This is a genomic window from Agarivorans sp. QJM3NY_29 (genome assembly GCF_050870835.2).
Taxonomy (GTDB): Bacteria; Pseudomonadota; Gammaproteobacteria; order Enterobacterales; family Celerinatantimonadaceae; genus Agarivorans.
In genome coordinates this window covers 1,683,208-1,696,304 of the sequence record NZ_CP194036.2, presented here as the reverse complement: position 1 = coordinate 1,696,304, position 13,097 = coordinate 1,683,208, and the positions used below count along the sequence as shown (strand labels likewise).

Annotated in this window: 11 protein-coding genes; 9 read left to right on the top strand and 2 right to left on the bottom strand. The window is 48.3% G+C overall.

Translation table 11 applies throughout. The features are described 5' to 3' along the window. Positions 1–85: 85 nt before the first annotated feature. A complete protein-coding gene (locus ACRRS0_RS07780) occupies positions 86–595 on the bottom strand; it encodes a hypothetical protein (protein ID WP_432453768.1) in 510 nt (169 codons plus the stop codon). A 210-nt stretch (positions 596–805) separates the two neighbouring features. Next, positions 806–2,200, bottom strand: a complete 1,395-nt coding sequence (locus ACRRS0_RS07775; RefSeq protein WP_432453769.1) for a uracil-xanthine permease family protein — start codon at positions 2,198–2,200, stop codon at positions 806–808. A 423-nt stretch (positions 2,201–2,623) separates the two neighbouring features. On the opposite strand from ACRRS0_RS07775, the gene ACRRS0_RS07770 reads away from it, so the two are divergent. The 9 genes from ACRRS0_RS07770 to ACRRS0_RS07730 all read left to right on the top strand — a co-directional run bounded on the left by ACRRS0_RS07770 (position 2,624) and on the right by ACRRS0_RS07730 (position 12,861). After that, complete coding sequence (locus ACRRS0_RS07770; protein WP_432453770.1) at positions 2,624–3,703, top strand: BMP family ABC transporter substrate-binding protein; 1,080 nt, start codon at positions 2,624–2,626, stop codon at positions 3,701–3,703. Between the two features lie 85 nt (positions 3,704–3,788). Beyond that, a complete protein-coding gene (locus ACRRS0_RS07765) occupies positions 3,789–4,751 on the top strand; it encodes an isopenicillin N synthase family dioxygenase (protein WP_432453771.1) in 963 nt (320 codons plus the stop codon). A gap of 79 nt (positions 4,752–4,830) precedes the next feature. Further along, the gene (gene xdhA / locus ACRRS0_RS07760) at positions 4,831–6,249 is read left to right on the top strand and encodes a xanthine dehydrogenase small subunit (protein WP_432453772.1); all 1,419 of its coding nucleotides are present in this window, start codon (positions 4,831–4,833) and stop codon (positions 6,247–6,249) included. Then, positions 6,242–8,623 carry a xanthine dehydrogenase molybdopterin binding subunit gene (gene xdhB / locus ACRRS0_RS07755; protein ID WP_432453773.1) on the top strand — a complete coding sequence of 794 codons (2,382 nt, stop codon included), beginning with the start codon at positions 6,242–6,244 and terminating at the stop codon, positions 8,621–8,623. The genes xdhA and xdhB overlap by 8 nt, the downstream gene beginning before the upstream one ends. After that, the gene (gene xdhC / locus ACRRS0_RS07750) at positions 8,604–9,500 is read left to right on the top strand and encodes a xanthine dehydrogenase accessory protein XdhC (protein WP_432453774.1); all 897 of its coding nucleotides are present in this window, start codon (positions 8,604–8,606) and stop codon (positions 9,498–9,500) included. The genes xdhB and xdhC overlap by 20 nt, the downstream gene beginning before the upstream one ends. Continuing rightward, positions 9,493–10,023 carry a 2-oxo-4-hydroxy-4-carboxy-5-ureidoimidazoline decarboxylase gene (gene uraD, locus ACRRS0_RS07745; RefSeq protein WP_432453775.1) on the top strand — a complete coding sequence of 177 codons (531 nt, stop codon included), beginning with the start codon at positions 9,493–9,495 and terminating at the stop codon, positions 10,021–10,023. The genes xdhC and uraD overlap by 8 nt, the downstream gene beginning before the upstream one ends. Continuing rightward, positions 10,020–10,346, top strand: coding sequence for a hydroxyisourate hydrolase (gene uraH, locus ACRRS0_RS07740; RefSeq protein WP_432453776.1), 327 nt, complete (start codon positions 10,020–10,022; stop codon positions 10,344–10,346). The genes uraD and uraH overlap by 4 nt, the downstream gene beginning before the upstream one ends. A gap of 1 nt (position 10,347) precedes the next feature. Further along, entirely contained in the window at positions 10,348–11,640 is a 1,293-nt protein-coding gene (guaD, locus tag ACRRS0_RS07735; protein WP_432453777.1) for a guanine deaminase, read from the top strand. 3 nt (positions 11,641–11,643) lie between these two features. Further along, a complete protein-coding gene (locus ACRRS0_RS07730) occupies positions 11,644–12,861 on the top strand; it encodes a urate hydroxylase PuuD (RefSeq protein ID WP_432453778.1) in 1,218 nt (405 codons plus the stop codon). Positions 12,862–13,097 lie beyond the last annotated feature (236 nt).

The window sequence follows — 13,097 nt, the reverse complement described above, 5'->3', positions numbered from 1 at the left end:
AACTCGCGGTACATAGACAAATTACCGATAAATAATAAGGCTTTATACCGCCAAAAGCTGTAACTAATTACACTTTAATAAATAGCTAACACGCTCGATAACATTCCGTTTGTTGCGCCAATAAGCGTTGATAAGCAAGCGCTTGCCGAAGTGCTTGTGGGCCTTGGCACCAGTTGTAGTTAAGTTCTGCCCACAGCGGGTCGCTGACCCGCATGCCTAAAGCTTGCAGATACACCTCTTGAGCCAATACATACTGGGTTTTATAAGGCAGCAACACGCCACCCTGCGATACTTGCAAGTGTAGTGCTTCAGAATAAGAGGCACACCAGTGATTGAGCAGACTCAGGCAGGGTTTGGCATGCCAAAACTTACCCGCATCCTGGTGGCGGGTTAGGGATTGCTCACAACTGAGTATCAACTGGGCCTGCTGCCAGTCTTTAAATCCAGCTTGGCGCGCCAATAACAACAAGGCATGTTTGAGTTGTGGCGGATTACCCCTGCTTAAGGCTAATAGTGAGCGGTGTTCAGCTGTGTCCGGTGACTTTTTAAGCCAAAGCTTGGCGCGAATTTTTAGTTCTTCAGTCGCAGATAACATCTATATGTTTCCCAAATACTTAATTTGTTTCCCGCAGAACAATATTCAGAATGACATACAGTGTCGATATTGAGGTTTGTCTGTTGCGCTTTAGCCTATAGCGTCAACTTAACAGACAGGTTGGGGTGAGTTCCTCTTGGCGGGTAGGCGCCCCCTAGCACCTGCCCGCTATTCTGCCAAAACTGTAATACTTTCTCAAGTACGAAAAATTCAACTCACCGCAGAACTCGGCTGCGATACAGCCTCCGAGGAAACAGTGCTTTGTTCTTCGGGTAATAACAGGCTTAAGAAAATCGCCATTAAGCCACCCGAAGTGACTGACGAGCCAAAAATATTTTGTACTAACTTAGGCGCATGCTGAAGTAAATTAGGTACTAGAATCACACCGAGCCCCACCCCGAAGGAGACCGCCATAATCAACAGCTTACGACGATTCAATTGATCGCTGGCCAAGATCTTAACACCGGCAGCCGCCACCGTTCCAAACATCACTAAAGTAGCCCCACCTAACACTGGTTTAGGTATGAGCTGTAGCACCGCCCCCAACATGGGGAACAAGCCCAGAATTACCAAGATAGCGGCAATGTAATAACCAATATAACGACTGGCGACACCCGTGAGCTGGATTACCCCATTATTCTGGCTAAAGGTGGTATTTGGAAAAGTATTGAAGGTTGCCGCTAACATTGAATTAAACCCATCGGCTAATACCCCTGACCGGATCCGCTTTAAGTAACCATCGCCTTTAATTGCTTGCTGCGAAATAATGCAGTTAGCAGTAATATCCCCTGCCGATTCAATAGCAGTAATGAAGTAAATCAAGGCTACTGGAAGAAAAGCGACCCAATCAAAGCTAAAACCATATTTAAAAGGCACCGGAATGCTAACCCAAGGCTGTGCGGTAATTGAACTGCCGTCCAATTTACCCATCGCCAAAGCAATCAAGGTCCCCACGACCAGTCCAATCACAATAGACGATAACCGTAACCAAGCGTTATTGGAGCGATTCAACATAATAATTGTGAGTAATACGATAGCGCCAAGGATTAAATTTTGGAAACTCCCAAAGTCTGGCGCATTGAATCCACCCGCCAGATCGGTCATGCCCACTTTGATCAACGATATACCAATGATGGTAATGACAATACCAGTAACCAAAGGGGTGATGATTTTTTTCATTTTGATCAGCACTTGAGATAGGAAAATCTCGATAAATGCTCCCAAAAAGCAAACCCCAAAGATTAATGACAATATCTGCTCAGGCCCCCCGCCTTGGCTTTTAGCGATAAATCCCGCTGCCAATACCGAGCCCAAGAAGGCAAAGCTGGTGCCTTGCACGCAAATCATGCCCGCACCAACGGGACCAATTTTTTTCGCCTGAATAAAGGTGCCAACCCCAGATACCATCAGTGCCATACTAATCAAGTAAGGAATATGTGCACCGAGTCCAAGCACTCCTCCTATCACCAAAGTGGGGGTAATAATCCCCACAAAACAAGCCAGCACATGTTGCAGGCCCGCGAAAAATGCCTGACTCACTGGCGGACGATCGTCCAGTTCAAATAGTAACTCTTGTGAAGAGGTGTTTCCGTTTTCGCTAGTCATAACTAACTCCCTGTCAAAAAAACTCACGCGCATCAAAAAAGTTGACCACTAAGTCAGCTTATTAACGCAAGGAACCTGCCAACAAAGTAAGCTTGCAAACAAAAACCCACCAAAAAGCAACTTAAGGACTACAAAACCACCACAACTGACACATCCAACACAATTTTTTCACCTTAAGCCACAGCCATTCAAGGCTCTAACACTGCACCAAAGTAGTGCCCGCAAAACCATGCTCGCACCAAAACAAATCAATTTTTTCTGATGGAAATAACAACTCTCTAAAGGTATTTACAACAAAGCTTGTGTTAATCTACTTTTTTGACTTAAATCAAAAAACATGACCAAGTGGCCAGCTTTTTGCTATCGCTATTCGGTATTACAAATAGACAACCACAACCGTTGAATAATGAAATGGAGTTCTTCATGAAAATAAATAAATGGATGGCTGCTGCAGCATTGGCTTTCACCAGCATCCTATCATCAGCATCTAACGCGGCCGACGAACCACTCAAAGTGGGCTTTGTTTACGTTGGTCCGGTCGGAGACCATGGTTGGAGCTACGAGCATGACCAAGGCCGTATCGAAATGGAAAAACACTTTGCAGGTAAAGTAAAAACCACCTTTGTGGAAAACGTACCTGAAGGTGCTGATGCTGAACGAGTGATCACTCAATTGGCGAAATCGGGGCATAAACTGATCTTCACCACCTCATTTGGTTTCATGAACCCCACCCTGAAAGTCGCCAAACGATTCCCAAATGTACGCTTTGAACATGCAACAGGTTACAAGCGATCTAAAAACGTCTCGACCTATGTACTACGAACGTATGAAGGTCGCTATGTTTCTGGGGTTGCGGCAGGCATGACCACCAAATCCAATGTGATTGGGTACATTGCCTCCTTCCCGATTCCGGAAGTCATTCGCGATATTAACGCGGTTTATCTCGGCGCTAAAAGTGTTAACCCAGATGTTAAAATTAAAATCGTTTGGGCCAATACTTGGTATGACCCAGGTAAAGAGGCCGACGCAGCCAACGCATTAATGGATCAAGGCGTAGATGTTATTTTACAACACACCGACAGCCCTGCTCCGCTAATTGCGGCAGAAAAACGCGGCAAGAAAGGCATTGGCCAAGCATCAGACATGAGCCACTTTGCACCAACTGCTCACATGTTCTCAGTGCGTGACTACTGGGCGCCGCATTACATACGCACCGTTGAAGAAGTGATGAATGGCACTTGGAAGTCTGAAGATTACTGGGGCGGCTTTGCTGAAGACTTGCTACATATCACATCGGTTAATCCAAACTTACCGGAAGACGTGAAACAAGCGATTAGCGATACTCAAGAGAAGATCCGTTCCGGCGCCTTCCATCCTTTCACTGGACCAATCAAAGACAACCAAGGTAAAGAAGTGATCCCTGCAGGTAAATCACTGAACGACCAAGAGCTAGCGAGCGTGATGTGGTACGTCGAAGGGATCGACGCCAGCATTCCTAAATAGGAACAATATCCACACTGCAATATACCGCTGCCAAAGCAAAACCTTGGCAGCGGCTTAAACCTCAACCACAGCAATGGAACATGCCATGAGTCTAACCCTGCCCATCATCAACATCTCAGCCTTGGATAAGCCCAATCCTAAAGATTGGCAAACCGTGGCCGACGCCATAGATAAGGCCTGTCGTGATACTGGTTTTTTTTATGTGGTAGGTCACGGCATTCCAGCCGAACAATTCGCCAAAGTACAAGCCATGGCCGAGCAATTTTTTGCGCTGCCAGAGGCGATAAAACAGCAGATTAGTATCCAGCACTCCAGCAATCACCGCGGTTGGGGACAAGTTAGCGCAGAGCAGCTCGACCCCAACGGCCCAAAAGACTTTAAAGAGACCTTCGATATGGCGCTAGACTTAAGCCCTTATCATCCGCAGGTAGCTCGTTGTCCTCAATTGTACGGCCCGAATCAATATCCGCATTTACAGGGTTTTATCCAATTGATGCAACAACAATACGAGCTCAGCTTACAGGTCGCTCTGAAGCTTTTGTCAGCCATGGCGCTGGCTTTAAAGTTGCCGCTGGATTTTTTCACGAAGAGTTTTACTTGCCCAATTAGTGTATTGCGCTTAATCCATTATCCCCCACAACAGGGCCAGCAAAATGGCGCAGGAGCGCATACCGATTACGGCTGCATTACCTTACTTTATCAAGATCAAATCGGTGGTTTGCAGGTTCAAGACCGACACGGTCAATGGATTGATGCCAGCCCTGTAGAAAACAGCTACGTGGTGAATATTGGTGACTTAATGCAACGCTGGACCAACGATTGCTATCAGTCGACACCTCATCGAGTAACCAGCCCTAGCCAACAAACCACCCGTTTTTCGATGCCATTTTTTGTTGAACCGAACTTCGATACCGAAGTAAGCACACTCGACTCATGTTTAGCCGAAGGCGAAAGCAGTCGCTATCCCACGGTCACCGCTGGGGAATGGATTTTATCCCGCTTTGCCGACACTTATGCTTATCGCAGTGAACCAACGCCAGAACAATAGATAGCGTACAAGAATAAAAAATTTGCTCAAAAAGTTGACCGATTGGACAACTAAATAGTTTTAATAGGCAGGAGAGATTATGTTACAGCTAATGATTAATGATCAACAGATTAGCTTAAGCCAACAAGCCGCAGACACCATGTTGCTAAACTTTCTGCGAGAGCGTCAAAACCTAGTGGGCAGCAAAGAAGGCTGTGCCAGTGGCGATTGTGGTGCCTGCACTGTGGTAATGGTAGAAATCGATCTCAGCGGCAAGCTCAGCTATAAACAAATCAACAGCTGTATTACGCCCCTACATTCATTACACGGCAAACAAGTGATTACCGTTGAGTATTTAAAGCAAGGCCAAAATTTGCACCCGGTACAACAGGCTATTGTTGACCACCATGGTAGCCAATGCGGCTTTTGTACCCCCGGTTTTGTGATGTCTTTATATGCCCTATCACGCCAATCGGTTGCCCCTGAGCATCCGGAAGAATTTCTTGCGGGCAATTTATGTCGCTGTACTGGTTATGGCCCACTCATTGAAGCTGCCAAACAAGTGGCAGCAACCGCGAACCAACATACCGATCATATTCGCCAACGAGAAACTGGCGTACAGCATTGGATGGCCGAATGCCCGAGCCTGACCAGTGATAATTATTGGCAACCGCGTTCGCGCCGAGAATTGGCCGAACTTCGCCAGCAACATCCGGACGCGAAGTGGATCGGCGGCGGCACCGATTTAGCCCTAGAAGTCACACAGCAAATGCAACGCATCGATGAGATTATTGACCTCACCTATTTGCCCGACCTCAAGGTCATCGAGCGTATCGAAGGCGGTTGGCGGATTGGCGCGGCAATGCCGCTAAGTCAGGTGCACGCCTTTATGCAACAGCATTACCCCACAGCCGATGAGATCTTTGCCCGCTTAGGCAGTTTAACCATTCGCCATCGCGCAACTTTGGGCGGCAGTCTGGGCAATGCCTCCCCAATTGGCGATATTGCGCCACTACTCATCAGCTTAAGTGGCAAAATTGAACTAGATGATGGCAACAATACTGAATTGTACGCGCCGGAAGATTACATCACCGGCTACCGACAAACCCAACTGCGTCCAGAGCAGTGGATTAGCGCCATTCATCTGCCCGATCTTGCGCCCAGCACCAAACATCAAATTTACAAAGTAAGTAAGCGTTTTGAAGATGATATCGCCACCGTGGTGCTAGCTGTCACCATGCAGTTTGACCAAGAAAATAGGGTCAGTCATTGCATTATCTCAGCCGGCGGAGTTGCGGCTAAATCGGTCCGTTTGAGCGAGCTGGAAGCTTGTTTGCTCGGTCACCCATTTAATCTGCAAAAACTGAAACAAGTACAACAACAAGTCCCGCTATATGTGAAGCCAATTGACGATGTTCGAGCCAGTGCCAGTTATCGGGTTTTACTGGTACAAAACCTATTAAAACGCTTCCATTTATACTGTAACCAACTCCCAACGAGGCTAGCGGCTTATGCGTAAACTCACCACTCAACAACTCCACCAAAGCGCACCCAGCCAAGTAATCGGTCAATCGATGGCTCATGAAAGCGCAGCCAAACAAGTCGCGGGCGAAGCCGCATTTGTCGATGATATGGCCACCCCATCGGGTTGCCTGCATGGTGCAGTAATTTGTAGTAGCATCGCCAAGGGAAAGGTCAGCGAACAACAGCTCGACACTTTAGCCCAACAGCCAGATGTGGTAGCGCTTATTCGTTGCGGCGATATTCCCGGCCACCAAGATATTGGCGCAATTTTCCCAGGTGATCCATTACTCAGCGAGACAGAGATCCGCTACTTTCAACAACCCATCGCCTTGGTATTAGCCCACAGCCATCGCCAAGCTTGGCACATCGCCAAGCAAGCCAGTGATAACTTGCTGCAATACCAAGCCGATGACCAACCGATTATCACTGCCGAACAAGCCCAAGTGGCGGGGAACCCGGAACCTACCGTGTTACCTAGCCACCAAATGGGCATTAACGTTAATCAAGCCGATCTCGCCACCAGCCCATTACAACTAAGTGGTGAGCTAAACGTTGGTGGCCAAGAACACTTCTATTTGGAGGGTCAGGTAAGTCTCGCGCTGCCCACCGAAGATCAAGGCATCATGGTGTATACCTCAAGCCAACATCCTTCAGAAGTACAAAAATTAATTGCCGAAGTCATCAACATTCCTTTTCATCGGGTGACCGTGGACATGCGTCGTATGGGCGGTGGTTTTGGCGGTAAAGAGACCCAGGCGGCACAATGGGCATGTTTGGCCAGCTTGGGCTGTTGGCAAACCGGTAAGCCGGTAAAAATCCGACTGCCTCGTAGCATTGATATGGCAGCAACCGGCAAACGCCATCCTTTCTACAACCGCTATCAACTGGGCTTAAGTAAACAAGGACTGATTGAAAGCGCCAAGATTGAAGTGAATGGCTTATGTGGTCATTCTCCAGATCTCTCGGATGCGATTGTCGACCGAGCTATGTTTCACACCGATAACGCTTATAGCTTAAATAAGGCCGAAGTTGTGGGACATCGTTTAAAAACCGATATGGTGTCACACACCGCATTTCGAGGTTTTGGTGGGCCTCAAGGGATGATCTTAATCGAGCAAGCGATGGAAGACATCGCCATCGCCACCCAACAAGATGCCTTGGATGTTCGCTACCTTAATTTATACCAGCAAGACAATTGCACCACCCACTACGGCATGCCAGTCGAGCAACATCAGGCAATGCGCCAACTGATGCAACAACTGGAAAAAAATTGTGATTACCGAGCCCGTCGCGAGCAGGTGAAACAATGGAATGAAAACAACCCAACCTTTAAAAAGGGGCTGGCTTTAAGCCCGGTTAAGTTTGGGATTTCTTTCACGGCGCAGCATCTCAATCAGGCCGGCGCCTTGGTACACATATACACCGATGGCAGTGTTCAGGTAAACCACGGCGGCACCGAAATGGGCCAAGGCTTGCATACTAAGGTACAGCAAATTGTCGCCCAAACTTTAGGGATCCCAGCTAACTACGTGTTAATTACCGCAACTCGAACCGACAAGGTGCCGAATACTTCACCCACGGCGGCTTCTTCGGGGACCGACTTAAACGGCATGGCAGCACACAACGCGGCCAATGAACTCAAACAGCGGCTGCTGGACTTCGCCGAGCAACATTACCAAATTCCCGCCGAGCAGATCCACATCAGCGATGGCCAGGTACAAGTCGGCGAACAGCATTTAAGTTGGGCCGAATTGGTACAAATGGCCTACCTACAGCGTATTTCTTTGTCCACCACCGGCTTTTATAAAACGCCGAAAATCTGGTATGACCGAAACAAAGCCGAAGGCCGACCCTTCTATTACTTCTCACTGGGAGCCTCTTGCAGCGAGGTCACCATCGACACCCTCACTGGCGAGATGAGTTTAGACAGAGTGGATATTTTGCATGATGTGGGCACCAGCATTAACCCTGCAATCGATATCGGCCAAATTGAAGGCGGATTTATTCAAGGCTTAGGTTGGTTAACCACCGAAGAATTGGTGTGGAACACTGCGGGGCGCTTACTGAGCCAAAGCCCAGCAAATTACAAAATTCCAACCATTGGCGACTACCCGAAACAAATGAATATTACCCTGTTCGACCAAGCTAACCCAGAACATAGTATCTTCCGCTCCAAAGCCGTAGGTGAGCCCCCTTTTATGCTGGCAATTAGTAGCTGGTGCGCCATTCGAGATGCGGTTGCAGCAATTAGTCAGCATCAACTAAGGCCTCAACTGGATGCCCCCGCCACCGGTGAACGTATTTTAATGGCTTGTCAGCAGCAATTTGCTTATCAAGAGGCGCAGCAAGATGCAGAACTGGTCAAATAGTTTATTGCCGAACAATTGGTTAGATGCCTGCCAATTATTAAAGCAGCAACAGCAGCCTTTTTGTATTGCGACGATCTTGGCCGAGGCTGGCTCGGTGCCACGATCCACGGGTAGTAAAATGGTCATTTCGAGCCAACAACAATTTGATACCCTCGGCGGTGGAAACTTAGAATTAAATGTGATTAAGCATGCCCGTCAACAACTCAAGTTGGACCAACAAGACAATCAAATTGAGCGCTTCTCACTGGCTGCCGACTTAGCGCAGTGCTGCGGCGGTGCGGTGCAGGTCTTATTTGAGTACTTTCTAGTTGAGCAAGCTCGGGTCTACATCTTTGGTGCTGGCCATGTCAGCCATGCATTGTGCCAAATACTCAGCCAGCTGCCCTATCAAGTCACCGTGGTCGACAATCGCCAAGATTGGTTAGACTCAATCGCGGTCATTGGTGTAAGCACCCACTATCACCCACAACCTGAACAATATATCGACTCATTACCCGCCAATAGTTATTTGGTGATTTTAAGCCAAGACCACAGCTTGGACTTCAAGCTCTGTTTGGCCGCCCTACAGCGCCAAGATTTTGCCTTTGTCGGGCTGATCGGTTCACAAACCAAGGCGCAGCGGTTTGCCCTAAAACTTCAAGAGCAACTGAGCGACCCCAGCAGCCTGGCGCAACTTTGCTGTCCGATCGGCCTAAGCGAAGTCAGTGGAAAACTGCCGATGCAAGTGGCGGTATCGATCAGTGCCCAGCTCATCCAGCGACTCAATCTGCAGCCCTCAGAACAAGCCATGTCAAATCGTAAACAACAGCGTCAGCAGCAATGGCAATCGAGTAATCGTCTGCGCCAACAACTCCGTGGAGAAACTCAGCATGATTAAGCCAAGCTCAGCCTCAATCGCCGAGCGTTTAAGCTTGCTCAATCAACAAAATAGTCATCAATTTAAGAATGAAATGGCCAATGTTTGTACCAGTCGCCGCTGGCAAAACTTGCTAGAACAAGCTCGCCCCTTTCGAAGCAAAGCACATTTTATTGACAGCGCTCAACAAGCCTTTGCTCAACTAGCAGAGAGCGATTGGCTGGAGGCCTTTGCCGGTCACCCAATGATTGGCGATCTCGCCTCATTACAACAAAAGTACAGCCACGGCAAACACTTAAGTCAAGCCGAGCAAGCACAAGTCGGCGATGCTCAACGGCAGACGCTACAAGCGTTACTGCAACTAAATCAACAATATTTAGCCCGTTATGGCTTTATTTTCATCGTTTGTGCCAGCGGAAAATCCGCCGAAACCATGTTAGCACTGTTGCAACAGCGTTTCGGCCGCAGTCGCGAACAGGAACTGCTCACCGCCGCCGAACAACAACAGCAAATCAGCCATATTAGAATGGAGAATTTATTTTGAGCACCTTGAGTTGTCATGTCTTAGATACCAGTCGCGGCCAACCAGCGACTCACATTCCAGTCCAATTACTTCGCTTTGGCGAAGCCGACTGCTTGGCCGAAGGACTGACTAATGCCGATGGGCGCTTCAGCTTTGCGTCACTCGAATTAAAAGCTGGCCGTTATTGCCTGCGTTTTGTGACCGAAGATTATTGCCAACAACACTTTGGCCAATGCTTCTTCCCGCAAGCTGAGGTGGTCTTTATTAGCGAATCGTCGCAACCGCACTACCACATTCCCCTGCTGCTCAGCGGCTTTAGCTACTCCACCTATCGAGGGAGTTAAGATGCAACCAAGCATTCACCGCGGAAAAATTTTGCATTTCCCCAAGTCAACCAGCAACCCTAACGATAATTACTGCTATCTCGAAGACGGTGTATTAGTGATCGAGCAAGGTCGGATCCTCTACCTCGGTGATGCCAAAGATTATTTAAAAAATCAGCCAGAGCTCGAAGTACAACAACATACAGGGTTACTCCTGCCCGGCCTTATCGACAGCCACGTGCACTACCCACAAATTGAAGTCATTGCGAGCTACGGCAAGCAGCTATTGGATTGGCTAAATACTTATACCTTTCCTGCCGAGCAGCAGTTTTCCAATGCCGTCTACGCTCGTGGTCAGGCCGACTTTTTCTTACAGCAACTCTTTGCCAACGGCACCACGACCGCTAGCGTCTATGCAACCGTGCACCCTCAATCGGTAAATAGCTTTTTTGAAGCCGCCGAGTCCTATAACGCGCGCATGATCTGTGGCAAGGTATTGATGGACAGACACTGCCCCGAGGCGCTCAGCGATACGCCTGAGTCGGGCTATCGCGATAGTAAAAAATTATTGGAGCGCTGGCATCATAATGGCCGCCAACTCTATGCCATTACTCCGCGTTTTGCCCCCACCAGCAGCGAACAACAATTGGCGAAGGCGGGTCAGTTAGCCAAGGAACATCCCGACAGTTTTATTCAAACCCATTTATCGGAAAATACCGCAGAGGTGCAATGGATTAATGAGCTGTTTCCCGAACATTCAGACTATTTATCGGTTTATCAGGCGCACGGACTGGTGAGAGAAAGAGCGTTATTTGGCCATGGTATCCACCTCACCGACCGCGAGTATCGGGCCTTAAGCGACACCGGAGCAACCATCAGCTTTTGTCCTTCCTCCAACCTGTTCTTAGGCAGCGGTCTGTTTAACTATCACCGCGCCCAGGAGAATGGTGTGTCGGTCGCGCTCGCTAGTGATGTCGGTGGTGGAACCAGCCTTAGTATGTTTGCTAATCAGGCCGATGCCTACAAGGTTTGCCAGATGCAACAGACCAGCTTAAGCGCCTTCGAGTCCTTGTATTTATGTACTCAAGGCGCCGCCCAGAGCATGGGCATTGAGCAGTGGGTCGGCAATTTAAACCCCGGCAGCGAAGCCGACTTTATCGAAATCGATTTGCACGCAACGCCCATCCTGAGTCAGCGGATCGCCCGCTGTAATCACTTGAGCGAACAATTATTTGCCATCAATATTTTAGGCGACGATCGACTGATTGCGGCAAGCTATATTGCGGGAAAAGAAGTTTATAACAAAAGGAATTAGTCTATGTGGCCACAGCTTTACGAATGGTTAGCTCTGTTTATTAAATGGTTTCATGTGATCGCAGGCATCGCCTGGATTGGCGCGAGTTTTTACTTTGTCTGGTTAGATAATAATCTCAGAACGCCACCGGAATGGAAATTAAAAAAAGGCATTAAAGGGGATTTGTGGGCGGTGCATGGTGGTGGCTTTTATGAGGTTGCCAAATACCAGGTGGGGCCAGAGAAAATGCCCGAGCATTTACACTGGTTTAAATGGGAAGCCTACAGTACGTGGCTGAGCGGCACCCTACTGTTATTTTGGATTTACTACTTGCGAGCCGAGGCGTATTTAATCGACCCTCAAGTGATGATGTTAAGTGCTGGCCAAGCAGTGAGCATTGGTATTGGTGGGATCGCTGGTGCTTGGTTACTGTATGAAGGCTTGCTGCGCTCGCCAATTGCCGAAAAACCGCTATTACTGAGCGTCATTTTAGTGGTCTTGGGGGCTCTGTTTTGTTATGGCTTTAGCCAGGTGTTTAGTGGCCGCGGCGCCTTCATTCACATGGGCGCCCTTATCGGCACAATCATGGTTGCCAACGTGTGGGTAAAAATAATTCCCGGACAACGCAAGATGGTGGCCCAAGTTAGTGCCGGAGAGGCGGTTGATCCTGCCCCCGGTTTAGAGGCGAAACGCCGTTCGGTACATAATAACTACCTCACCTTGCCGGTGATTTTTTTGATGATCAGTAATCACTATCCGATGATTTACCAACATCACTATAGTTGGTTAATCCTCTGTGCCCTGATCGGTTTAAGTGCCTGGATCCGTCACTTCTTCAATCTGAAACATCAAGGCATTAATAAACCCAGCATCATCGTGAGTGGTGCTATCGGTTTACTACTGTTAGCTATATTCGTCAGCTGGACTGGCAGCAGATCGCAGTTGAACACAGCAAGCACCGCCAGCTCGACGGTTAAGCAAAATGCCTTAACCAGTGCTCAACAACAGGCGAGTGCAATTATTCAGCAACGCTGCAGCTCTTGTCATAGCCGCACCCCAAGTGATGACATGTTTACCACAGCCCCCGGAGGAGTGATGCTGGACCATTGGCAAGACATTGAGCGCTGGAAAGAACGTATTATTGCTCGAGCCACCGTAAGCAAAGACATGCCATTTTTAAATAAAACACAAATGACTGAGCAGCAACGCCTGCAACTACAACAATTGCTCAGCGCGGAATAAATCGAACAATCAGCGCTGAATACCAAAGTAGCCTGGTATTCAGCCTGCTCTCGTTTTTGGCTCGCCTCCGCCCCTGCCAAATTAAAACTCATGGCCTCGCTGTAGACGATTTAGATCAAACTTGTGTCGACTAATTGCAGACAAAACACCCAGCCCGTCAATCTTAATGCGCTTGAACTAAACTTAAAGCAACTTGCTAGGTTCATTTAACGCACCACTGATGGTTTTGGAGAATG

Bases quoted from the DNA above. Each gene is read 5' to 3' on its own strand.
- ACRRS0_RS07780 (WP_432453768.1), bottom strand. From the start codon at position 595: ATGTTATCTGCGACTGAAGAACTAAAAATTCGCGCCAAGCTTTGGCTT.
- guaD (WP_432453777.1), top strand. From the start codon at position 10,348: ATGCAACCAAGCATTCACCGCGGAAAAATTTTGCATTTCCCCAAGTCA.
- xdhA (WP_432453772.1), top strand. From the start codon at position 4,831: ATGTTACAGCTAATGATTAATGATCAACAGATTAGCTTAAGCCAACAA.
- xdhB (WP_432453773.1), top strand. From the start codon at position 6,242: ATGCGTAAACTCACCACTCAACAACTCCACCAAAGCGCACCCAGCCAA.
- xdhC (WP_432453774.1), top strand. From the start codon at position 8,604: ATGCAGAACTGGTCAAATAGTTTATTGCCGAACAATTGGTTAGATGCC.
- uraD (WP_432453775.1), top strand. From the start codon at position 9,493: ATGATTAAGCCAAGCTCAGCCTCAATCGCCGAGCGTTTAAGCTTGCTC.
- ACRRS0_RS07775 (WP_432453769.1), bottom strand. From the start codon at position 2,200: ATGACTAGCGAAAACGGAAACACCTCTTCACAAGAGTTACTATTTGAA.
- ACRRS0_RS07765 (WP_432453771.1), top strand. From the start codon at position 3,789: ATGAGTCTAACCCTGCCCATCATCAACATCTCAGCCTTGGATAAGCCC.
- ACRRS0_RS07770 (WP_432453770.1), top strand. From the start codon at position 2,624: ATGAAAATAAATAAATGGATGGCTGCTGCAGCATTGGCTTTCACCAGC.
- ACRRS0_RS07730 (WP_432453778.1), top strand. From the start codon at position 11,644: ATGTGGCCACAGCTTTACGAATGGTTAGCTCTGTTTATTAAATGGTTT.